Annotated in this window: 19 protein-coding genes; 7 read left to right on the top strand and 12 right to left on the bottom strand. The window is 72.2% G+C overall.

The window, feature by feature from the left end; genetic code table 11:
• Window positions 1-3: 3 nt before the first annotated feature.
• Complete coding sequence (gene paaE, locus ACSHV8_RS26695; RefSeq protein WP_436519803.1) at window positions 4-1,050, top strand: 1,2-phenylacetyl-CoA epoxidase subunit PaaE; 1,047 nt, start codon at window positions 4-6, stop codon at window positions 1,048-1,050.
• A 40-nt stretch (window positions 1,051-1,090) separates the two neighbouring features.
• Here paaE and ACSHV8_RS26690 read toward each other — a convergent pair whose 3' ends face one another.
• The 4 genes from ACSHV8_RS26690 to ACSHV8_RS26675 all read right to left on the bottom strand — a co-directional run bounded on the left by ACSHV8_RS26690 (window position 1,091) and on the right by ACSHV8_RS26675 (window position 3,343).
• Window positions 1,091-1,693 (bottom strand): class I SAM-dependent methyltransferase, encoded by a 603-nt coding sequence (locus ACSHV8_RS26690; protein ID WP_436519801.1) that lies wholly within the window; start codon window positions 1,691-1,693, stop codon window positions 1,091-1,093.
• A 46-nt stretch (window positions 1,694-1,739) separates the two neighbouring features.
• A complete protein-coding gene (locus tag ACSHV8_RS26685; RefSeq protein ID WP_436519799.1) occupies window positions 1,740-2,465 on the bottom strand; it encodes a TIGR03089 family protein in 726 nt (241 codons plus the stop codon).
• Between the two features lie 109 nt (window positions 2,466-2,574).
• The gene (locus ACSHV8_RS26680; RefSeq protein WP_436519797.1) at window positions 2,575-2,859 is read right to left on the bottom strand and encodes a peptidoglycan-binding protein; all 285 of its coding nucleotides are present in this window, start codon (window positions 2,857-2,859) and stop codon (window positions 2,575-2,577) included.
• A gap of 163 nt (window positions 2,860-3,022) precedes the next feature.
• The gene (locus ACSHV8_RS26675) at window positions 3,023-3,343 is read right to left on the bottom strand and encodes a hypothetical protein (RefSeq protein WP_436519795.1); all 321 of its coding nucleotides are present in this window, start codon (window positions 3,341-3,343) and stop codon (window positions 3,023-3,025) included.
• Between the two features lie 162 nt (window positions 3,344-3,505).
• Here ACSHV8_RS26675 and ACSHV8_RS26670 point away from each other — a divergent pair, with 162 nt between their 5' ends.
• Window positions 3,506-4,399, top strand: coding sequence for a S1C family serine protease (locus ACSHV8_RS26670; RefSeq protein WP_436519793.1), 894 nt, complete (start codon window positions 3,506-3,508; stop codon window positions 4,397-4,399).
• A gap of 32 nt (window positions 4,400-4,431) precedes the next feature.
• On the opposite strand, the gene ACSHV8_RS26665 is transcribed toward ACSHV8_RS26670, so the two are convergent.
• From ACSHV8_RS26665 to ACSHV8_RS26645, 5 genes are all read right to left on the bottom strand, one after another.
• Window positions 4,432-5,928, bottom strand: a complete 1,497-nt coding sequence (locus tag ACSHV8_RS26665; RefSeq protein WP_436519791.1) for an FAD-dependent monooxygenase — start codon at window positions 5,926-5,928, stop codon at window positions 4,432-4,434.
• Between the two features lie 462 nt (window positions 5,929-6,390).
• Window positions 6,391-7,008, bottom strand: coding sequence for a TetR family transcriptional regulator (locus tag ACSHV8_RS26660; RefSeq protein WP_436519789.1), 618 nt, complete (start codon window positions 7,006-7,008; stop codon window positions 6,391-6,393).
• A gap of 140 nt (window positions 7,009-7,148) precedes the next feature.
• On the bottom strand, window positions 7,149-10,637 hold the full coding sequence (locus tag ACSHV8_RS26655; protein ID WP_436519787.1) for an ATP-binding cassette domain-containing protein: 3,489 nt from the start codon (window positions 10,635-10,637) through the stop codon (window positions 7,149-7,151).
• A gap of 236 nt (window positions 10,638-10,873) precedes the next feature.
• A complete protein-coding gene (locus ACSHV8_RS26650; protein ID WP_436519785.1) occupies window positions 10,874-12,052 on the bottom strand; it encodes a metallophosphoesterase in 1,179 nt (392 codons plus the stop codon).
• Window positions 12,053-12,073: 21 nt separating this feature from the next.
• Window positions 12,074-12,769 (bottom strand): nucleoside/nucleotide kinase family protein, encoded by a 696-nt coding sequence (locus ACSHV8_RS26645; protein WP_436519783.1) that lies wholly within the window; start codon window positions 12,767-12,769, stop codon window positions 12,074-12,076.
• Window positions 12,770-12,871: 102 nt separating this feature from the next.
• Between ACSHV8_RS26645 and ACSHV8_RS26640 the strand changes: the two genes are divergently transcribed.
• The gene (locus tag ACSHV8_RS26640) at window positions 12,872-13,720 is read left to right on the top strand and encodes a ScyD/ScyE family protein (protein WP_436519781.1); all 849 of its coding nucleotides are present in this window, start codon (window positions 12,872-12,874) and stop codon (window positions 13,718-13,720) included.
• A 195-nt stretch (window positions 13,721-13,915) separates the two neighbouring features.
• On the opposite strand, the gene ACSHV8_RS26635 is transcribed toward ACSHV8_RS26640, so the two are convergent.
• Window positions 13,916-14,569, bottom strand: coding sequence for a hypothetical protein (locus tag ACSHV8_RS26635; RefSeq protein ID WP_436519779.1), 654 nt, complete (start codon window positions 14,567-14,569; stop codon window positions 13,916-13,918).
• Window positions 14,570-14,958: 389 nt separating this feature from the next.
• Between ACSHV8_RS26635 and ACSHV8_RS26630 the strand changes: the two genes are divergently transcribed.
• From ACSHV8_RS26630 to ACSHV8_RS26620, 3 genes are all read left to right on the top strand, one after another.
• Complete coding sequence (locus ACSHV8_RS26630; protein WP_436519777.1) at window positions 14,959-15,915, top strand: sulfotransferase family protein; 957 nt, start codon at window positions 14,959-14,961, stop codon at window positions 15,913-15,915.
• Window positions 15,912-16,823, top strand: coding sequence for a hypothetical protein (locus tag ACSHV8_RS26625; protein WP_436519775.1), 912 nt, complete (start codon window positions 15,912-15,914; stop codon window positions 16,821-16,823). The genes ACSHV8_RS26630 and ACSHV8_RS26625 overlap by 4 nt, the downstream gene beginning before the upstream one ends.
• A 255-nt stretch (window positions 16,824-17,078) precedes the next feature.
• The gene (locus ACSHV8_RS26620) at window positions 17,079-18,056 is read left to right on the top strand and encodes a serine/threonine-protein kinase (RefSeq protein ID WP_436519773.1); all 978 of its coding nucleotides are present in this window, start codon (window positions 17,079-17,081) and stop codon (window positions 18,054-18,056) included.
• On the opposite strand, the gene ACSHV8_RS26615 is transcribed toward ACSHV8_RS26620, so the two are convergent.
• Window positions 17,985-18,845, bottom strand: coding sequence for a universal stress protein (locus tag ACSHV8_RS26615; RefSeq protein ID WP_436519771.1), 861 nt, complete (start codon window positions 18,843-18,845; stop codon window positions 17,985-17,987). The genes ACSHV8_RS26620 and ACSHV8_RS26615 overlap by 72 nt on opposite strands.
• Window positions 18,842-20,272, bottom strand: a complete 1,431-nt coding sequence (locus tag ACSHV8_RS26610; RefSeq protein ID WP_436519769.1) for an amino acid permease — start codon at window positions 20,270-20,272, stop codon at window positions 18,842-18,844. The genes ACSHV8_RS26615 and ACSHV8_RS26610 overlap by 4 nt, the downstream gene beginning before the upstream one ends.
• 233 nt (window positions 20,273-20,505) lie before the next feature.
• Here ACSHV8_RS26610 and ACSHV8_RS26605 point away from each other — a divergent pair, with 233 nt between their 5' ends.
• Complete coding sequence (locus ACSHV8_RS26605) at window positions 20,506-20,859, top strand: STAS domain-containing protein (protein WP_436519767.1); 354 nt, start codon at window positions 20,506-20,508, stop codon at window positions 20,857-20,859.
• Window positions 20,860-20,921 lie beyond the last annotated feature (62 nt).

Raw genomic sequence — 20,921 nt, 5'->3', positions numbered from 1 at the left:
GCCGTGGCCACTGGTGGTTTCCACGCGCTGCGGGTCGCCGCGGTCGACCGGCTCTGCCCGGACGCGGTCGCGGTCACCCTGGCCGTGCCGCCCGAGCTGGCCGAGCGGTTCGCGTTCCGGCCCGGGCAGTCGCTGACCGTGCGCCGCGACGACGAGCGCCGGACGTACTCGATCTGCGCCCCCGACGGCGGCGCCCCCCGGATCGGTGTGCGCGAGGTGCCCGGCGGCCGGGTCTCCGGCTGGATCGTGCACGACCTGCGGCCCGGCGACGAACTGGAGGTCGCCCCGCCGTCCGGGACGTTCACCCCGGACCTGACCGCCGGCGGGCGGCACGTGCTGATCGCGGCCGGGTCCGGGATCACCCCGGTGCTGTCGATCGCGGCGTCCCTGCTGCGCCGGGCCAGCACCGAGGTGGTGCTGCTGTACGGCAACCGCCGTACCGAAACCGTGATGTTCGCCGAGGAGTTGGCCGACCTCAAGGATCGGCATCCGGCCCGCCTGGAGCTCGTGCACGTGTTGTCCCGCGAACCGCGCGAGGCCGACCTGTTCTCCGGGCGGCTCGACGCGGCCCGGCTGCGCGAGCTGCTGCCGCTGCTCATCGACGTCGCGGCGGTCGACCATTGGTGGTTGTGCGGGCCGTTCGGGATGGTGACCGACGCGACCGCGGTGCTGGCCGAGGCCGGCGTCGCGCCGGAGCGGGTTCACCGCGAGCTGTTCTGGGTCGACGAGGCGCCGCCCGAACCGGTCCGGCCGGAACCGGAGTCCACCGGCCCGAGCAGCGAGATCACCGTCCAGTTGGACGGCCGGTCGACCACGGTCACCGTCGAGGAGGGCGTCACCCTGCTCGACGGCGTGCAGCGGGCCCGGCCCGACCTGCCGTTCGCCTGCAAGGGCGGCGTCTGCGGCACCTGCCGGGCGCGGGTGGTCGAGGGTGACGTGACGATGCGGCGCAACTTCGCGCTGGAGGACGCCGAGCTGGCCGCCGGGTTCGTGCTGACCTGCCAGAGCCTGGCCGCGTCACCCAAGGTGGTCGTCGACTTCGACGAGTAGCGAGGCCGGGCCGGGGCGCGCTGACGCCCCGGCCCGGTGATCACTCCGGGATCTGGGCCAGGGCGAAGATCTGACTCTCCTGCGGGCCGTCGGTGGGGGTGAAGAACACGGTCTCGATGCTGACGACCGTGAAACCGTGCGCCTCCAGCACCGCCTTGAGATCCGGTTCCAGGTAACCGGAAACGGTCACCGGGACACCCATGAACTCGATCGGGATGCTGTCCGCGTCGAAGTTGACCATGCCGAGCGCGAAGTAGCCGCCCGGCTTGAGCCAGCCGTGAATCTTGTCGAGGGTGCGCTCGATGTCGGCCTTGCTCAGCATCAACAGCGAGAAGAATGCGGTGACCGCCTCGAACGTACCGAAGTCGTCGGGCAGCTCGGCGAAGTTCGCGTGGACGAACTCGGCCGCGGGCACCTGCTCGCGGGCCCGACGCAGCATCCCCTCGGCGATGTCGACGCCCACCACACGGTGATCGGAGTCGGTCAGAACCTGGGCGGTGGGTACGCCGGTGCCGCAGCCCAGATCGAGCACTGAGGTACCGGCCGGCAGCGTGGTGCTGATCTCCTCGATCAGCGCGGCCTGGAACGGATTATGGCTGTGCTCGCCCTGGTATTTCTCAGCGAGTTGATCGAAAACCTCCATGGGCGAACGCTACCGCCCGAGGCTCCACAGTAGAAGAAGACCGGCGTCAAAACAGCCGGGTCACGCCCTCGGTGGTCATCCGTTCGTCCAGCCGCGACCGGTCCAGGTTCGCGCACAGCACGATCGAGGCCCCGGCCGTCAGTGGCGCCAGCAACCAGATCAACGGCTCCTCGGACGCATCGGTCTCGATCAGTACCCGATCACCCCGCGTGATGCCGCGGGCCTGCGCGATGCCCGCGGCGGTCGCGCCGTACTCCCCGAACGTCGTACCGTCCGGGATCGCCGCCGCGGAAACCCCGGCGCGACCCTGCGGCGGCGCCGAGCCCAGATGCGCGCGCACAGCCTGCGGAAAATCACGATAATCATCCGGTACGTCGTCAGCCGGCGCCCCGTTCGGCGCCAGACCCAGCACGAACCGATGCGTGGCCGGCGGCACCTCGTCCAGCCAGTTGCCGACCCGCCGCCGCTCCACGAACGTCACGTCCAGCGCCGGACCGCCCCCGCCGAGCAGCCCGGCCGTGCTCCAGCCCCGGAACGACACCTCGAACCCGCCCGACCAGGCCCCGAGCAGCACCGCCGCCGTCTGCCAGTGCGGCGGCAGCAGCACGCCGACCCGGTTCCCCGGACGCAGCCCGCACTCCTCGGTCAGCAGCGCCGCGGTGGCCGCGCTCCAGTCGCCCAGCTCGGCCGCGGTCAGCCCGACCCGTTCCCCGGTGGCGTCGTCGTAGTACGTGATCAGCTCACCCGGACGCCGTTGCTCGATGCCGTTCATCGCCGCCCAACCTAACCAACCGCACGCCCTCCCGCGGCGTCGTGTCCCCCGATGGTGCGGACCCGCGTGCCGCCCGGAGCCGCCGGTGGCGTGCGACGGTACGGGCGGATCAGGCGGCCCGGCGGAACTCGGTGAGCTCGCGGGCCTCGGCCGCGTAGCGCGCGAGCAGGTGGGCCGTCTCCGGGCCGGCCTCGCCGTCGGCGGGCAGACCGACCCGGGCCTGGAACGCGCGGACCGCCTCGGTCAGGTCGGTGTCGTCCGGGCCGACCTCGACGCCGAAGTCGGTGAAGAGCACGCGCAGGGACTCCGGGTCCGCGGTGGGCGCGGTCTCGGCCCAGCCGATCAGGCCCCCGACGGCGGTGCCGACCATGGTGAGCACACCTCGTGCGGTCATCGTTACCTCCCCGATTCGCTGTCTGACTCCAGCATCGGGAAATCCGCTGTGCTCGACATCTGCCGAGGGTCTCTATCGCCTGTGCGGTTCTCCTACTTTCGGCCGACCGGATCGGCGACCGCCTCGGTGGCCGCCCCGGGCGGGGCGACCGATCGAGCGCGGCCTACGGGCAGAGGTCGACCTTGGCGACGCCGCGGAGCCGCTCGGCCTGCGCGGCGGACACGCCGTACGCGGAAAGGGTGTCCTGATCTTGATCTTTAGGTGACGCACAGGCCGCGGTGCCCAGGTCGGCGATCTCCTCGTCGCGACGATCCAGGGCCAGTTCCGGAAACTTCTGCCGGACCTCGGCCACGAAACGATCCGGGTTCGCGGCGGCGGCCGTCGAGGACGACGGCGTCGGGGAGACCGACGGCAGCGCCCGGCCCGCCACCCACACCGGGTCGGAACTCGCCGAGCAGCCCGCCATCGAGCCGAGCAGCACCACAGCAAAACCTACCGAACGGGTAATACGACCGTAATTCACCGGAAAGACCGTAGAGGAGCCGGAGCCGCCGGCCGATCCGGCGCACCGGACCCGTCCGGGGGACACAGCGAAGTCACAGAGCGCTCATCGGATCAAGACATTTTCCGGCGTCACCGTTAGGGCATGACCGACCTGCTGAACCGCAACGCCGACGAGCACCACGCCGCCCACGTCCTGTCCCACCGGGCGCCGGCTCACCTGTTCCCCATTCCCCCGGTGATGGTGCAGCCCCCGCGTGACCCGCGGTGGAAGCGGCGGATCGCCGGTGGCGCGGCGGTGCTCGTGCTGATCGGGGCCGGCGGCAGCGGCGGCGCGTTCCTGACTGAGCGCTACCTGAGCGGCGGCTCGGCGTCCGCTGCGACCGGCACCTCCGGTACGACCGTGGCCGCCACCACGATCACCGAGGGCGACGAGCTGGCCCCGATCGTCGCCCAGGTCCAGCCGAGTATCGTGACCGTGCTCGTCGACAGCACGCGGGAGTCGTCGCTCGGCTCCGGTGTCGTCCTCAGCGACGACGGTCTGATCCTCACCAACAACCACGTGATCTCCTCCAACGGCACGGTCAGCGTCCGGCTCTCCGACGGCCGGACCGTGCCGGCCAAGGTCGTCGCCACCGACACCACGCACGACCTGGCACTGGTTCAGGCGACCGGGCTCACCGGGCTGACCCCGGTCACGTTCGCCACCGACGACAGCATCGCGGTCGGCGACACGGTCCTCGCGTTCGGCGCCCCGCTCGGCCTGGAAGGCACCGTGACCTCGGGCATCGTCTCGGCCAAGGACCGCAGCCTGGACACCGGCGAGGAGAAACTGACCGGCCTGCTGCAGACCGACGCCCCGATCAACCAGGGCAACTCGGGCGGCGCGCTGGTCGACACGTCCGGCCGCGTCGTCGGGATCAACGTCGCCATCGCCACCTCCGGCGACAGCACCGGCAGCGTCGGCCTCGGCTTCGCCATCCCGGCCGACACCGTGACCGCCGCCGTCACCCAGCTCGAAGCCCAGATCGCCAGCTGACCCCGGCACGGCCACGGCCGACGGCTCCGGGCTCAGGTCAGCCGCGCCGGTGCGCCGAACCAGCGGGCCAGGGCCGAGGTCAAGCCTTCCCCCGACGCGCCGGTCCAGGCCACGTAGTTGTCCGGGCGGATCAGCATGGCGTCCACACCCGGCACGGTGACCACGTCCACCCGGTCCCGCCAGGGCGCGGCGATCGCCGCCAGAGCGCCCGTGTCGTCGACGAGCAGCGGACGTCCACTGTGGGTCAGCGCGCCGAGATCGGGTCCGAAGGCGCCGCAGTGCTCGTACCGGAAATCGGTTCCGGCGATGAGCGCCGCGAGCCGGCCGACCACCGCCTTCTCCTCCATGAGCTCCGCGAAGAGCGTGCGCAGCGCGGTCACCGCCGGTCCCGGCCCGGCCAGCAACGACTGCGCCTGGGTGTGCATGACGACCCGCTCGGCCACCGGACGGCGCTCCGACTCGTACGTGTCGAGCAGCCCCTCCGGCGCCCAGCCCCGCACCTGAGCCGCAAGCTTCCAGCCCAGGTTGATCGCGTCCTGCAGGCCCAGGTTGAGGCCCGGCCCGCCGATCGCCGAATGCACGTGCGCGGCGTCGCCGAGCAGCAGCACCCGGCCCTGGCGGTAGCGGTCGGCGATCCGGGTGTTGCCGCCGGACAGCCGGCGCAGGGTGTGCGGCTCCGGGCCGGTCGGCGGCAGCAGGGGGACCGCGACACCGAGCACGTAGGCGAGGCTCTCCAGAACCTCGTCGAGTGTCACGGGGACCTCCCCGGGGGCTTTCCCGCCCGCCTCGGCGGCGGTCTGCATCGGAACCGGGCGGTCGGTCGTCGCAGCGGTGATCAGATTCCGACCGTCGGGGAAGGGCGCCCAGGCGACGAGACCACGCTCGGTGCGATGATGCTGGAACGGCGGGACCAGGCCGTACCCGGGAATCAGCAGCCCACCGGTAACCGGGTCGCGGAGCCCCTCGGGCACGTCGACCGCGGCGGTCCGAGAAACCGACCGGTCATCGGTCACCCCGGGAAAGGCGAAGCCGCTCAGCTTGCGGGTGACACTGCGGCCCCCGTCGGCGCCGACCAGGTATCGCGCCTCGATCCGATAGGGACCGTCAGGCCCGTCGACGACCGCGACCACGCGATCATCCTTCTGATCCAGATCGGTCAGCGAATGTCCACCACGGATCTCCACGCCGAGCTCGGCCGCCCGTTCGGCCAGCATTGCCTCGATCTTCTGCTGGGGCGCCAGGAGGAGGTCCATCGGGTTGTCCGGAATGTCGTCGAGCTTGAGGTGGAACGCGCCGAAGACATGCCCGGGCGCGGGTACCGGAGCCCCGGGGCGGCCGGTCAGCCGCTCGTAGAGTCCGCGCCGGTGCAGCATCGGGACGATGCGGCCGACCAGGCCGTTCGCGCGTTGCTCGGTCGACGGCCCGGTTCGGCGCTCCAGAACGATGGGGCGGACGCCGGCCAGGGCGAGTTCGCAGGCGAGCATGAGGCCGTTCGGTCCGGCCCCGATGATCACAACATCAAAAACCATGATAAAACCCCTTATTGGGTACGGCGATGAGCCGCGCTGTGGTCAGAGTCAAGTTCCGTGAGCCGGACTCCCCAGCTCGCACCGCCATCGGCGGTGCTCTGAAGATCAGGCCGGCGTTGGTGGTGCTCCGAGGCCCGAGTCGCCCGGCGATGCGGCCGACCTCGTGCCGGTGCTCGCGGTGAGCCGGCGTCGCTGACGCGGCCGAGCTCGAACGGTGCCGTTCCTGGGTCGTGGCGTTAGCACGTTCTGGCTCTCGCTGGCGGTTGTCCACACTGGAGGTCTGTCCACAGGCCGCCCCGCGGCCCGCCCCGATCTCCGCGACAATGAACGGTGTGGAGGTGGCCCCCCTCTGGGGAGGGTGGGTCCTGTCTGAAGCCCGGTCACCATGATCGACACGCCCGGGTCAGGGCTGGGCCCGCTCGGGTCAGGACCGGGGTCAGGGTTGTAGGAGGCGCGCCCGGGTCAGGGTTGGGGGAGGCCCGCCCGGATCTGCCCCAGCGCCTCGGCGAGCAGCGCCGGCACCGTCTCCCGGCTGACGACCCCACCGCCGTCAAGGAATTGCAGGACGACGACGTTGTTGGCCGCCAGCACCGTTGCCGCGACCAGTTTCGGGTAGAGGTCCTTGTCGACGTCGAGGCCGGTCCGTTCGGCGACGGCGGCTCCGATCGCGTGTTCGGCATCGGCGCCGGCGCGCAGGATTTCCGCGCGGACGGCGGGGACGGCCACCATCAGCCGGATGCCGGCCACCCAGTCGTCCGGGTCCGGCTCCGGGTGGGCGGTGACTTCCGGCCCCGGCGTGAACTGGGCCAGCACGGCCGCGGTGATCGAGTCCCAGAGCGGCTCGCCGGCGGGCCGCCCGCGCAGGGTCTCGGCCAGGCCGAGGCAGCGGTCGAGGTGCCGGGCCGCGACCGCTTCGGCCTTGCCGGAGAAGTAGTTGTTGAACGTGCGGGGTGACACTCCGGCGGCCGCCGCGATGTCCTCCACCAGCACCTTGTCGTATCCACGCTCGGCGATGAGCCGGATCGCGGCCCAGCTGAGCGCGGTCCGGGTGGCCTGTTTCTTGGTCTCCCGGTGTCCCATGCCAACCACGCTAACAAAAACTGCGCGCCCCGCAAATATGCGGGACGCGCAGTTTCCTCAGCGTGGTCTCAGGCTTGAACGGCCGCGGGGAGGTACCGACCGCGGCGGACGGGGCCCGGAGAAGTCCGAGCCCCGCCCGATCACCCGGCCAGGTGGCCCCAGCGGTCCTCCAGCTCGGGCCACGTCCCCTGGTCCTCGGCCTTGCCACCGATCAGGACGACCACCCGGTCGGCCTGGGCCAGCGCCGCCCGTTTCGAGGTCGACCCGACCACGGTCACCCCGTGCGAGCGCAGCGCCCGCCACAACTCCAGTTCGGTGGTGACGTCCAGTGCCGAGGACACGTCGTCGGCGATCAGCAGTTCGGTGCGCGGGGCCAGGGCCCGGGCCAGGGCGAGCCGTTGCAGCTGGCCGCCGGAGAGCCGGGTTCCCTTGTGCCCGATGAGCAGCTGCAGTCCGCCTCCGGCCGCGGTCAGGTCGTGATCCAGCTGGGCCACCGACACCGCGTCGGCCGCGTCGACCTCGTGGCCGAGCTGGATGTTGTCGGCCACCGTCCCGGAGAGGACCCGGGGCAGCTGGGCCACGTACCCGACCTGGTTGGGCCGCAGGAACAGTTCCGGGTCGCGCACCGGTTCGCCGTTCCAGCACAGGTCGCCGGTGTGGTGCACGATCCCGGCCAGGGCGCGCAGCAGCGACGACTTGCCCGACCCGACCGGTCCCACGACGAGCACCAGCTCACCGCGGTCGACGGTCAGGTCCACGTCCCGTACGCCCTGGGCGCCGTTCTCGTGGACGGCGCTGAAGCCGCGCAGCTCGAGAGTGCGCAGCGGATTGCGGGGCGCCGCCGGCGGAGCCGGCGCGGTCCCGGCCGAGATGTCCACGCCGGGCACGTCCGAGGAGTACGCCCCGGAGCCCGACATGGCCACGGTCCGGGCCGTCCACACCCGGGCGGACGGGAAGTGCGAGACCAGCGACGCCGTGGTCCACGCGAACCAGCGGGCCGACCCGAGGGTCGCCACCGCGATCAGTGTGGCCGCGGCGCTGAGCCGCCCGTTGAGGTACATCGCCCAGACCGCGATCGGCAGCAGCCCGCTGGCGATCGACGGTGTCGACCGCGCCCACACCTGGATCGCGATCTCCCGCCACTGCAGCTCGCTGCGCCGGGTGTCGAGCCGGGCCAGGTGGGTCAGGACCGGTTCGGTCGCGCCGGCCAGTTTCACCGTGCGGGCCGCCGACAGCGAGGAGACCAGCGCGGTCGCGAACGCCGCGCGGGCCGCCACGGTCCGCCGGGCGGCCTGCTCCAGCCGCGGACCGAACAGGGTCGCGGCCAGCCCGGACACCAGCATGGTGCCGAGGAAGAACAGGGCCGGCACCGGTGACTGCGCGGTCGCGGTCATGGCGATCACGGTGAGCAGGGCGACGCCGTTGTCGATCAGGTTGTCGGCCAGCATCACGACCCGCTCGGTGTCACCGCCCTGGGCGACGACCTCGGCCGGGGTGTGCTTGCTGACCCGGCGCGGGCCGATCTGCCCGTTGACCAGGCGCAGGCTGATCCGCAGCATCTGCCGCACCCACCACTCCGGGAACCAGGCCCCGGTGTAGTAGAGCGTGGGGATCAGCGCGAGCAGCGCCGCGGCGATCCCGATCGCGGGCAGCCGCGGGTCGCCGACGCCGTCGACCACGTCGGACCAGAGCAGCGGCAGGACCGCGCCGTCCAGGCCGAAGAGCACCAGGAACACGAACAGGCCGACCGCGCCGAGCCCGTACCGCGCGTCGTTGGTGGCCAGCCGTGCGATCTCCCGCATGGTCCGGGTCGGCGGGGCCTCGGGCAGCGGGGGCGGTTCGACGGTGGGCAGCGGGTTGCCGAGCGCGTCCGGGCCGAGCTCGACCCGGGCCGCGGTGTCCCAGTCCCGTTCGTCGTCGAGCAGCACGCCGCCGCCGGGATGGCCGGCGGCGGCCGGGACGGCCAGGTTGCTGCTGGCCATCAGCTCGGCGAAGCGTTGCGACTCGCGCAGCGGGCCGGCCTCCAGCAGTTCGCCGTCGGCCAGCACGACGACCTCGTCGCAGCGCTGCACCGAGGACAGGCGGTGCGCGACGATCACGCCGATCCGGCCCTGCAGCAGCCGGTCGGTGGCCCGCTGCACCCAGGACTCGGTGACCGGGTCCATCCGGGCGGTCGCCTCGTCGAGGATCACCACCTGCGGGTCGCGGACCAGGATCCGGGCGAACGCCACCAGCTGTTCCTGCCCGGCCGAGAGTTTGTAGCCTCCGTCGCCGAGCCGGGTGTCGATGCCGTCGGGCAGGCCGGCGACCCAGGCCGACAGGCCCAGCTCGTCGACGGCCTCACCGGCGCGCGGCATCAGCTGCTCGTCGAAGAGCGCGATGTTCTCGGCCAGCGTGCCGGCCAGGATCTCGGTGCGCTGCGGCACGATCGCGGTCCAGCGCCGCAGCCCGTCGACGCCGATGTCGTTGATGTCGACGCCGCCCAGGAACACCGTGCCGGCCGGCACGTCGACCGCCCGGGTCAGCACCTTGGCCAGCGTCGACTTGCCCGATCCGGTCCGGCCGATCAACGCGTACGACCGGCCGCGGGCGAAGGTCACGCTGACCCCGCGCAGGGCCGGCGGCCGTCCACTGTCGGCCTCGCCGTAGCGGAACGTCAGGTCCCGCACGACCAGGTCGCCGTCGACCGGCGGCACTCCCTCGGTCGGCTCCTGCGGGATCGCGGCCAGCATCTGCACCCGGCCCCACGCGCCGAGCGCGTTCTGCAGCTCGGGCACCATCCGGGTGACCTGTTCGAGCGTGCCGCCGAAACCCAACGCGAGAAGCCACACGGCGGTCAGCCGGGCGCCGTCGATGTGCCCGGTGACCAGGGCCCACGCGCCGACGACAACCAAAGACGCGATCAGCGTACGGGTGATCGCCCCCGCCCACATCGTGATCTTCGAGGACGCGCGCCAGACGCGTCGCCCCCGCGCGAGCACCTCGCGGGCCCGGTCGGCGAAGAGCCGCTGGACGTAGGGTGCGGCCAGGCTGGTCCGCACGTCGTCCTGCCCGTGGATGGCCTCCTCCATGACGGCGGCCAGGTCGGACCAGGCCTCCTCCTCGGAGATGCGCACCGGGGAGATCCGCTGGATCGGCTTGTTCATCGTCACGAAGATCAGGACGGTGACCGCGATCATCCCGAGCGCGGCCGGCCACCAGACGAAGAACGCGGTGACGATTGAGAGGGTGGCCACCGCCAGCGACTGCGCGATGCGCACGCCGCTGCCGCGCAGCTCGGAGGCGACCTGGTAGACGTCGGAGTCGATCCGGTCGAGCAGCTCGCCGACCGGCGTGTTCTCCAGCGTGGGGATGTCCTGGCCGAACGCGACCCGGTTGAGTCCACGCCGGACCCGGGCCGCCCACTCGGCGGTCAGCCGGGCCGCGACCAGGCCGACGAAGACGTCGCTGAGCACGGCCGCGCCGAGCGCCCCGGCCAGCACGAAGAACACCGATAAGGAACGGTTGACCAGCACCGATCCGGCGAGCGCGAGCGCGAGCGACGATCCGGCCGCGCCGAGCACGATCAGGAAAGCGGCGAGCGCTGCCCGACTTCGGGAGGTGACCCACAGGTCGCGAAGCAAGCGCATGAGGAAGTCCTCTGGACGATGGGGAAGAAGGCGGTACCCCATCCTGCGCAGTCCCGTGGACCACACTCAACCGGTTTATTCCCGGCAAGTCGCTCACCCGGAGAGGAGTCGGCTCCCCGCGTGATCATGATCTCGCAGCCGCAGCCGCAGCCGCAGCCGCAGCCGCAGCCGCAGCCGCAGCCGCAGCCGCAGCCGCCCGGCGCGGGGTCGGCCGGTGCGGCGCGGCTGCGGCGGTGTCAGCTCTCGGCGTGGAGGGTCAGCAGGGTGATCTCGCTCGGGGCGAAGATCCGGAACGGCGGACCCCAGAAGCCGGTGCCGCGGCTGGTGTAGAGCTGGGTGCGCTCCGAGTGCCGGGACAGGCCCTGCAGGACCGGCTGGTCGATGCGGACCAGGTAGTGGAACGGCCACATCTGCCCGCCGTGCGTGTGCCCGGACAGTTGCAGGTCGATGCCGTGCGCGACCGCGCCGGTGATCTGCTGCGGCTGGTGGGCCAGGAGCAGGACCGGCAGCGCCGGGTCGGTGCCGGCCAGCGCGGCCTCGTGGTCCATGTGGTGGCCGGGAACGCCCGAGCCGGCGGCCGTGCGGTCGTCGACGCCGGCCACGATCAGCGAGTCGCCGTCGCGGGAGACGACCAGGTGCCGGTTGTGCAGGGCCTCCCAGCCCAGGGACGACATGTACTCCACCCAGCCCTGGGCGCCGCTCATGTACTCGTGGTTGCCGGTCACGTAGACCCGGGCCATCCCGGCGCGGACGTCACCGAGCGGGGACGCCTGCGAGATGCGCTGCGGCACCTCGCCGTCGGCGATGTCGCCGGTGTGGGCGACGATGTCCGGATCCAACGAGTTGATCACCTCGACGACGCCGCGCGACCAGCGCGAACGGTCGATCGGCCCGTAGTGCGTGTCGGTGATCAGCACCACCCGCAGGCCGTCCAGCCCGCGGCCGAGCCGGGGGATGGTCACGTCGACCTTCCGCACCCGGGAGACGCGCATGGCCTCGGTCCAGCCCCAGATCAGCAGGACCAGTGAGACGGCCAGGACCAGGGCGGACACGATGCGGGAACGGACCGGGTCGTCGACCCCGGCCAGCGCCAGGACCAGGCCGAGGACCTGACCGAGCACGGACCAGACGAACAGCACCCAGACGACACCGAGCGTGGTGTCGGCGATCCGGGAGCTGCGGTCGTCGCGCCGGCCGTGCCCGCGGAACATCAAGACCGGGAAACCGGCCGCGACCACGGCGAACAGCACCGTCCCGAGGACGAACACCGGCGTCGGCCAGGCATTGCCCGACCAGACCAGGGTGGCCCACGGCACGCCGAACAGCAGCGCGATCACCGCGACCAGAATGACACCGAACCGGGCGCCTGCCCGGCGCCGTCGTGGCTTCGCCTCGACCGCCTCTTCCACCGACATGCGAGCAAGCATGCCACCGGCCTACGACAAAAGCCCGGTTCCGGGATCAGCTCCGAGCGAACCGAGCAGGGCCGAGGGCACGAGCAGGTCGGCCCGGGGGCGGGTGGTGGCGATCAGTTCGGCGTTGCGCTCGTCCGTCCCGGTGGCCCAGGCCAGCGCCGCGGCCGGCTCCTTGCCGAACCGGACGTGCCGCGCGACCAGCCGGCGCAGCCGCTCGCCGGGGTCGAGGTCGGCGTACCAGACCTCGGCGAACACCTCCCGCAGCCCGGCCCAGCGCTCCTGGCCGAGCAGCAGATAGTTCCCCTCGGTGATCACCAGCCGGACCGCCAGTGGCACCGGGATCGCCCCGGCGATCGGCTGCTCCAGCTCGCGCTCGAAGCCCGGCGCGTAGACCGTCTCGTCCTCGCCGGCCAGGAATCGGCGCAGCAGGGCCGTGTAACCCCAGGCGTCGAACGTCTCCGGTGCGCCCTTGCGCGACCGCAGCCCGAGCCGGTCCAGCTCGACGTCGGCCAGGTGGAACCCGTCCATCGGCACGTGGGCCACCCAGCTCCCGGCCGGGAGACCGGGCGGCGGGGCGTCGGCCAGCTCGGCCCGAAGCGCCTCGGCCAGGGTGGTCTTGCCGGCGCCGGGCGGACCGGCGATGCCCAGCACCGCGCGCCGCCCGCCCGCGGTCAACCCTCTGGCCCGGTCCACGAGTCCGGCCATCGTGCTCCCCATACGGATGACCGTAGCGTGGTCAGATCGAGGACTCGCGGACTCGCCACGCCCGGGCCGCGATGGAACCTTTCGGAGTCCACAAAGGCTACCGAGAGGAATTACATGATCACCCTGGGTTCGACGATCGGCGGCGCGCTGCTCGCCGGTCTCCTGATCAACCCCGCCCCACCACCGGTCGCCGGACCGGCCGTCGAGCCGGCGCGACCACCGTCGCCGGTCGTCGCGAGCGGGCTGGACAACCCCCGCGGCCTGGCCTTCGGCCCGGACGGCACGCTGTACGTGGCCGAGGCCGGCCGCGGCGGCCCGTGCCGGCCGGCCGGATCGCGCGGCGGCCGGATCTGCTCCGGCCCGTCCGGTGCCATCGCTGCGATCAGAAACGGTCAAGTGCGCCGCGTCGTCACGAATCTCCCGTCCCAGGCATCACCGGCCGGCGCGGAGGCGGCCGGGCCCTCGGACGTGAGCATCGACCCGGGCGGCACCCCGCGTTACACCACCGGTCCGGGCGCGGTTCTGGCCGTCGACCGCGTCCGCTACGTCATCACCCCCGACGGCGCGGGCGGCAGCGAGCTGCGGCGGATCGGCACCCGCGGCCGCACCAGCACGATCGCCGGCTTCCCGGGGCGGGTCATGACCTCGCTGGCGGCCGGCCCGGACGGCGCCCTCTACGCGGGCGGCCCCACCGGGGTCTGGCGGGTCCCGCTCCGAGGCCGCCCGCAGGTCTTCGCGTCCGGCCCGCCGGTGATCGACCTGGCCTGGGGCTCCGGCGGCCACCTCTACACCCTGGAGCGCAACGCCCTGATCAGAATCGGCCCCCGAGGCGCCCGCCAGGCCGTCCCGACCGGCGGCCTCACGGCTCCGGGCGGCCTGACCGTTCACGGCCACGACGCCTACGTCACCAACCGCGGGAACAGCCCCGGCACCGGCCAGATCCTCAAGATCAAAATCCCCTGAGGGTACGGCGTCAGCCCCGCCCCGCCATGGGTGACCACCCGGCCCCGCGCGAGTCGCGCCGCGACCGTGAGCGGGCCGGGGCCTCGCGGCCGGCCGCCACGGGGCGGGGCTGGTCGCCGTACGCGCACATCGGTCTGGATCTCGCCGAGCGGCGGGTGAGCGATCGGCGAAGGGTGAGTGGGGAGCGGCCCGGGGTCAGCCGAGGCCGAGGCGCAGGCCGGCGACGCCGGCCGGCGAGAGCGGCCGGGCGGTGGCGCGGGAGAGGTCGGCCCGGATGCCGTCCGGAAGTTCCTCGCCGAGGGCGCACAGCGCCGGGTACAGGTCGAGGACCTGGCGGTGGCTGAGCGCGCCGGCGCCGATCAGCAGGCCGTTGAGGGCGGTCGGGGTCTGGCCGAGTTCGCCGCAGAGTTCGCGGCGCCAGGCCGGGTCGTGGATGTGGTCGGCGAATTCGCGGGCGATGCGGTTGCCGGCCGGGGAGCGCAGGCCGCCGAGGGTGTTCTGCCGGTGGCGGGCGATCGGCGGGGCGAGGCGGCAGGCGATGCCGAGGCGGCGGGCCAGCTGGGGGACGGTGAGCACGTCCATGCCGGTGGCGCAGCCCTCGCAGAGCCGCTGGAACGTCTTGGCGTGGATCACCGAGGCGGGCCGCTGGCAGGCCCCGTCCAGGCCGCAGGACGGATCGAGGATCACCTCGGTGAGGGTGCCCTCGTGGTCGAAGCGGCCGACCGCGAAGTAGGTGGCGGGCTGGGTGCGGTAGCGGGCCAGGGCGGCGCGGGCACTGACGTATCCGTCGGGGTCGACGCCGATGCGTGGCACACCGGCTTCGGTGTGCAGCTGGATGAGCCGGAACATGGTGCACGCTCCCGGGGTGAAGCGAATTCGGTGTCGTTTCCCGGTACGCGCGCCGACGCGGAATAGTTCAGTCATTACACACAGTGACTGATCCGTGACGACATATGCGCTGGCAGGCGTTCCGGGAGCATGCAGAGATTACGCGGTGTAATGAGAATTGGCTAGGGAGCGGGGTAGTCTTACGGGTGATGAACAACTGTGTGTGCGGCCACTCGGGCGGGGCTCATCAGCACTTCCGTGCGGGCACGGAGTGTGCGACGTGCGCGTGCCCGCGGTATCGGCCGCGCCGGTGGTGGCGGCGCCTGTTCGGGACCGGGGATGCGAAAGCCTAGTAGTTCTGTAGGCTTACCTCACTTTGCGCGCGAGCTCGCGGCGTTCGAGGGGGACCCATGGCACTTCCCGACTTCCTGATAGCCGGCGTTCCCAAAGCCGGCACGACGGCCCTGCACGCGGCCCTGACCGGCCATCCGGAGCTGTACCTCTCCCCGGTCAAGGAGCCGAAGTTCTTCCTCTCCGACGGCCCGCCACCGGACCACGGCGGTCCCGGCGATGTGCAGACCTACCAGGAGCACATCTGGCGCCGCAACGACTACGAGGCGCTGTTCGCCACGGCACCGGCCGGGGCCCGGCTCGGCGAGGCGACGCCGTTCTACCTGCACGACCTGGACGCGCACGACCGGATCCGCAAGCTCACCCCGGACGTGCGGATCATCCTGCTGCTGCGTGACCCGGTCGACCGGGCGCACTCGAACTGGACCCACCTGTGGAACGCCGGCCTGGAGGCCGAGGCCGACTTCCTGGCCGCGTGCCGGGCCGAGCCGGCCCGGATCGAGGCCGGCTGGGCCCAGTTCTGGCACTACCTCGGCCTCGGGCTCTACGGCCGCCAGCTGCAGCACCTCTACGAGCGGTTCCCGCGCGAGCAGGTGCTGCTGCTGCGCTACAAGGAGCTCAAGGACGCGCCGGCCGCCACGCTCGACCGGGTCTGCGCCTTCCTCGGGGTGGGGACCGGGCTGCTCACCGCCATCCCCAAGGAGAACGTGAACCGGCACGTCGTCGAGGACAACACGGTCAACGCCGTGCTGCGCGCCCTGCTGCGCACCGGCGGCGAGATCGGCCACCACTTCCCGGTGCCGTTGCGGCTGGCCGCCCGCGGGCCGCTGCTGACGCTGCTGCACCGCAAGAAGGGGACACGCCCGGTCACGACACCGGCCGAGCGGGCCGAACTGCTGCCACACTTCACCGACGACATCGCGCTGCTCCAGGAGATCACCGGCGAGCGGTTCGACGACTGGCTGAGCGTCGACCGGCACGCCCGCTCCACCAACCGTTCACAGGAGGTCAAGTGACCGTCGGAACCACCACCCTGCCGCTGCCGAGCTGGGAAGACTCCACGGTGGTGGTGGAGCCGCCGGGCACCGAGCCGGGGGCGTGGTCCGGGGCGCCCAGCTCGATCGTGGCCGACGGCCACGTCTACCTGGCCTATCGGGTGCGGCTGCCGATCGGGGCCGGCCGGGGGATCTCCAACGTGATCGCCCGGTCCTCCGACGGGCTGACCTTCACCGTGGTGGCCGAGGTCGGCAAGGATGCGTTCGAGGCCGAGTCGCTGGAACGGCCGGCACTGGTGCGCACCCCCGAGGGACGGTGGCGGCTCTACGTCAGCGCCGCCACCCCGGGCACCAAGCACTGGCGGGTCGACCTGCTGGAGGCGGCCACCCCGGAGGGCCTGGCCGCCGCCGAACCGGTGACCGTGCTGGCCGGCGACGACACGGCCGCCTGGAAGGACCCGGTGCTGCACCACGACGAGCACGGCTGGCACCTGTGGGCGTCGGTGCACCCCCTCGAATCGTGGGACGACGCCGACCGGATGACCACCGAGTACGCGACCAGCCCGGACGGCGTGCACTGGACCCGGCGGCGGACGGCCCTCGCCGGTCGTCCCGGGCGGTGGGACGCGCGGGGTGTGCGGGTGTCCTCCGTCCAGGTGAACGGGGACGAGATCACCGTCGCCTACGACGGGCGGGCGACGGCCGGGGAGAACTGGGAGGAGCGCACTGGTGTGGCCCGCGGCGTCCGGCTCCCGGACGGGACGTTCGGCGAGCTCACGGCCGAGGAGCACGAGCCGGTGGGCAGCCCGCACCCGCCGTACGGGCTGCGCTACCTGAGCCTGGTCGACCTGCCCGGCGGTGGACGGCGCATCTACTACGAGGCCACCCGGGCCGACGGGGCGCACGACCTGCGTACGGAAAGGGTCTGATAGCGGAAAGTGATCGGCTCGCCGGCCTGAACCCCTGCTCAGGCCGGGTTCAAGCTGAGAGGACCGTCACTCTCGGTGGGGTCCTGTGCGTGACCTGAATGCCGGTGCCCTAGCGTGGGAGCCGCGTCGGGAGCCTGCGTACAGCAGCGGACGTTTACATGGCGGAACCGGACCCACAAGGTTTGGTTCCGCCATTTTTGCGCGTTTGCGCCGGAACGGCCGGGGTATCACCGGACGGACGGCGAAGGGAGTTCCGTGCGGACGCTGGGTGGGCGCTATCAGCTGGTGCACCGGATCGGACTGGGTGGCATGTCCGAGGTGTGGCGGGGTCACGACCAGGTCCTGGACCGGCCGGTGGCCGTCAAGATCATGGCGCCGGCGGTGGAGGGCACGCTCGGCGAGGCCGGGGTGGAGCTGATCCGGGCCGAGGCCCGCTCGGCGGCGCGGCTCGCGCACCCGAACGTGGCCGGGGTGCACGACTTCGGGACGTCGCCGACACCGGGGCGCCTCGACGTGCCGTACATCGTGATGGAACTGGTCGAGGGGCAGACGCTCAGCGAACATCTGGCCGGGGGCCGCCTCGACTGGCGGATCGGGGTGCGCATCTGCGCCGAGGTGGCGGCCGCGCTGGCCGCCGCCCACGCCGAGAACGTGGTGCACCGCGACATCAAGCCGGCCAACGTGATGCTCACCCCGAGCGGCGCCAAGGTCCTCGACTTCGGCATCGCGGCGGCCGTCGGTACGCCCGAGGCCGACCCGGACGGGCCGGTCATGGGCACGCCGGCCTACGTCGCCCCGGAACGCTTCGAGGGGCTCCCGGCGTCCCCGGCGTCGGACATGTTCGGGCTCGGCTCGCTGCTCTACCACTGCCTGGCCGGGCGCAAGCCGTGGACCACGCGGTCGAACACCGAGCTGATCCACGCCCAGCGCTACTGGGATCCGGAGCCGCTGCCGCAGATGGACGGGCTGCCGCCCGAGGTCCTCGACCTGTGCTACCGCTGCCTGCGCCGCGACCCCGCCGACCGGCCGACCGCGCTGGTCGCGGCGCTGCTGCTGGCCGAGGCGGTGGACGCCCGGGTGTACGTGCCGATGATGGAGCTGAACCCGCCGCCGCCCGCCTGGGATCAGCGGGCGGCGGAGGAGCCGACGTATGCCGGCAACTCAGGCGCGCGGCACCACCACGAGGGGACGGCGCGCCCGTCGCAGAAGCCGGCCCGACACGCCGCCGAGTAACACCCGGCGCGTCGGGCCGTAGCCGCGGGAGCCGCAGAACAGCACGTCCACGTCGTCGAGCGCGGCCAGCTCCTCGACCACGTCACCGGAGCGCAGCTCCCACTCGGCCGACACGTCGGGGACGCTCGCGGCGGCGTTGCGCAGGGCGTCCTCGTACGTCTCCCGGGCCGTGTCGAGAAAGGCCCGCTCGGCGTCGTCACCGATCATGAACGGCAGCGCCGCGTCCCCGCCGGCCACCACGGTGACCAGCAGCAGCGGGCTCCCGGTGCGCCGGGCCAGCGCGGCCGCGGCGCTCAGCGCGGCTCGCCCGTCCGGGGTGTCCACGTAGGCGACGCCGATCCGGCCGAGCGAGCCGGGCGCCACGCCACCGGCCGGGGCGACCGCGACCGGGCAGATCGTGCCGGCCAGCAGCCGCTCGGCGGTGCTGCCGGCGAAGATCCGGGCGGCCGGGGCGGCGGCGCCCGAACCGACCACGAGCATCGCGGCGCCGGTCTGCTCGGCCAGGTCGTGCAGGCCGTGCGCGGCCGAGGTGGAGGCGACGACCCGGTACTCGACGCCGGTGCGGTCGTCCAGGGTGGAGCGGGCCTCGGTCAGGATGCGCTCGGCGGCCCGGTGGCGGTCGGCGATCCACTCGGCGTCGACCCGGCCGGAGCCGATCGCCGACGGGGCCGGGTGGACGACCGCGACGATCAGCGGCACCTCCAGGGTCTCGGCCAGCCACCGGCCCAGGGCGAGGGCGTCGGCCGTCCCCGGGCTGTGGTCGGCGCCGACTATGACCGGGCCGGTCATGAGTCCTGTCCCTCTTCGGACGATGTGGCGGCCAGGCGCACCCGGGAGTGCCGGTAGCCGTAGGCGGCGTAGATGATCAGACCGACGGCCAGCCACACCACGAACCGGATCCAGGTGTCGAACGGCAGGTCGGACATCAGGTAGATCGCGAAGGCCACACCGAGCAGCGGCAGCACCGGCGACCACGGCACCCGGTACGGCCGCGGCATGTCCGGCTTGGTCCGCCGCAGGATGATCACCCCGATGTTGACCAGCACGAACGCGAACAGCGTGCCGATGTTGACCAGCTCCACGATGGTGCCCAGCGGCACCAGCGCGGCCAGGATCGCGATCAGCACCCCGAGGGTGATCGTCAGCCGGGCCGGCGTGCCGTACCGCGGGTTGACCTTGGCCATCCGGCGGGGCAGCAGCCCGTCCCGGCACATCGCGAAGAAGATCCGCGTCTGGCCGTAGAAGATGACCAGCACCACGCTGGTGATCGCCACCACCGCGCCCAGGGCCAGGATCCCGGCCGCCCAGCTCATCCCCGCGCCCTGGTCCAGCGCCGCCGCCAGGGGCGCGTCGCTGTCCTTCATCTGGTCCGGGCTGGCGATACCGAGCGCCCCGACCGCGGTCAGCACGTAGAACAGCGTGCAGATGGCGAGCGAGCCGATGATCGCCCAGGGCAGGTCGCGGGCCGGGTTGCGGGCCTCCTCGCTGCCGGTGGAGACCGCGTCGAACCCGATGTACGCGAAGAAGATGATCGCCGCGGCGGCCGTCACCCCGTCCGCGCCGTCCGGGGCGAACGGGTGGAAGTTGCCGGTGCCGAAGTTCGCGAACGCCACCACCAGGAAGAAGATCAGCACGACGAGCTTGACCACGACCATCACCAGGTTGACCCGGGCGCTCTCGGTCACGCCGCGGATCAGCAGCAGGGTGATGGCCAGGACGATGAAGACGGCCGGCAGGTTGATGACCCCGCCGTCCTCGGGGGACTTGGCGATCGCGTCGGGCAGGGCCACCCCGAACGCCGAGTCCAGGAACGCGTTGAGGTTGCCGCCCCAGCCGATCGCGATGCCGGCCACCGACACCCCGTACTCGAGAATGAGGTCCCAGCCGATGATCCAGGCGACGATCTCACCCAGGGTCGCGTAGGTGTACGTGTACGCGCTGCCCGAGACCGGGATCGAGGACGCCAGTTCGGCGTACGACAGCGCGGAGAACACGCAGGCCACCGCCGCGAGTATGAACGAGAGGATCACGGCCGGGCCGGCGATGCCGGAGCCCTTGCCGATCACCACGAAGATGCCGGTGCCGATGATCGCGCCGACCCCCATCGCGGTCAGCTGGGTGACGCCGACCGCTTTCTTGAGTTCGGTGCCCTCTTCGGCCGTCTCGTGGATCAGCGAACCGACGTCGCGGATCGCGAACAATCCTGACCTGGCCATGCCGTTCCCCCTTCCGGAGCGTCAGCACACCGTCATCCCGCGATCACTGAGTGCGCAAGCCGCACACCGAGTTGATCGGCGCGATGTGTGAACTTCTCCCGTTCGACTTGCGAAAACCGGCTCGGCGTACGGGTTGTGCGGCGCCTCCGGTAAACCGCGCGGCAGCCTGCGAGGGTCACGTCGGGGCGGGTACGGTGGTCAGATCGGGCAAATCGCCCGACTGGGAATGTTCGGTGGGCGAGGTCGCAATGGGCGAGGCCGTGATCACGACACGGCGGCAGGCCGACGGCTCGATGGTCGTCGACGTGCGCGGCAGCCTCGACTCGGCCACTGTCGAGCCATTGCGCGAGGCTCTGCTGGAGACGATGCAGCGGGACCGTCCGACCATGATGGTGGTCGATCTGACGTACGTCACCTTCATGGACTCGGTCGGCATCAGCGCACTGGTCGCGGGCCAGCGGGCCGCCCGGGACATCGGTGTCGGCTTCCAGCTGCGCAACCCCAGCGAGTTCGTGCATCGGCAACTGCGGGTGACCGGGCTCACCGAGCTGCTCGGCCTGACCGGGACCCGCCACTTCGGGATCTGACCCCTTTGCCGCCCTGTGCTAGCTTTCGGCACGCCGCCGCAGGCGGTTACCACGGGGAAGGT

This window comes from Actinoplanes sp. HUAS TT8, assembly GCF_051380535.1.
Taxonomy (GTDB): domain Bacteria; phylum Actinomycetota; class Actinomycetes; order Mycobacteriales; family Micromonosporaceae; genus Actinoplanes.
The sequence above is the reverse complement of the archived record's forward strand: the minus strand, read 5'-3'. Positions and strand labels throughout refer to the sequence as shown.

Excerpts from the sequence above, each read along its gene's own strand:
- ACSHV8_RS26690 (WP_436519801.1), bottom strand. The coding sequence starts at position 1,693 with ATGGAGGTTTTCGATCAACTCGCTGAGAAATACCAGGGCGAGCACAGC.
- ACSHV8_RS26685 (WP_436519799.1), bottom strand. The coding sequence starts at position 2,465 with ATGAACGGCATCGAGCAACGGCGTCCGGGTGAGCTGATCACGTACTAC.
- ACSHV8_RS26680 (WP_436519797.1), bottom strand. The coding sequence starts at position 2,859 with ATGACCGCACGAGGTGTGCTCACCATGGTCGGCACCGCCGTCGGGGGC.
- ACSHV8_RS26670 (WP_436519793.1), top strand. The coding sequence starts at position 3,506 with ATGACCGACCTGCTGAACCGCAACGCCGACGAGCACCACGCCGCCCAC.
- ACSHV8_RS26665 (WP_436519791.1), bottom strand. The coding sequence starts at position 5,928 with ATGGTTTTTGATGTTGTGATCATCGGGGCCGGACCGAACGGCCTCATG.
- ACSHV8_RS26660 (WP_436519789.1), bottom strand. The coding sequence starts at position 7,008 with ATGGGACACCGGGAGACCAAGAAACAGGCCACCCGGACCGCGCTCAGC.
- ACSHV8_RS26655 (WP_436519787.1), bottom strand. The coding sequence starts at position 10,637 with ATGCGCTTGCTTCGCGACCTGTGGGTCACCTCCCGAAGTCGGGCAGCG.
- ACSHV8_RS26650 (WP_436519785.1), bottom strand. The coding sequence starts at position 12,052 with ATGTCGGTGGAAGAGGCGGTCGAGGCGAAGCCACGACGGCGCCGGGCA.
- ACSHV8_RS26645 (WP_436519783.1), bottom strand. The coding sequence starts at position 12,769 with ATGGGGAGCACGATGGCCGGACTCGTGGACCGGGCCAGAGGGTTGACC.
- ACSHV8_RS26640 (WP_436519781.1), top strand. The coding sequence starts at position 12,872 with ATGATCACCCTGGGTTCGACGATCGGCGGCGCGCTGCTCGCCGGTCTC.
- ACSHV8_RS26635 (WP_436519779.1), bottom strand. The coding sequence starts at position 14,569 with ATGTTCCGGCTCATCCAGCTGCACACCGAAGCCGGTGTGCCACGCATC.
- ACSHV8_RS26630 (WP_436519777.1), top strand. The coding sequence starts at position 14,959 with ATGGCACTTCCCGACTTCCTGATAGCCGGCGTTCCCAAAGCCGGCACG.
- ACSHV8_RS26615 (WP_436519771.1), bottom strand. The coding sequence starts at position 18,845 with ATGACCGGCCCGGTCATAGTCGGCGCCGACCACAGCCCGGGGACGGCC.
- ACSHV8_RS26610 (WP_436519769.1), bottom strand. The coding sequence starts at position 20,272 with ATGGCCAGGTCAGGATTGTTCGCGATCCGCGACGTCGGTTCGCTGATC.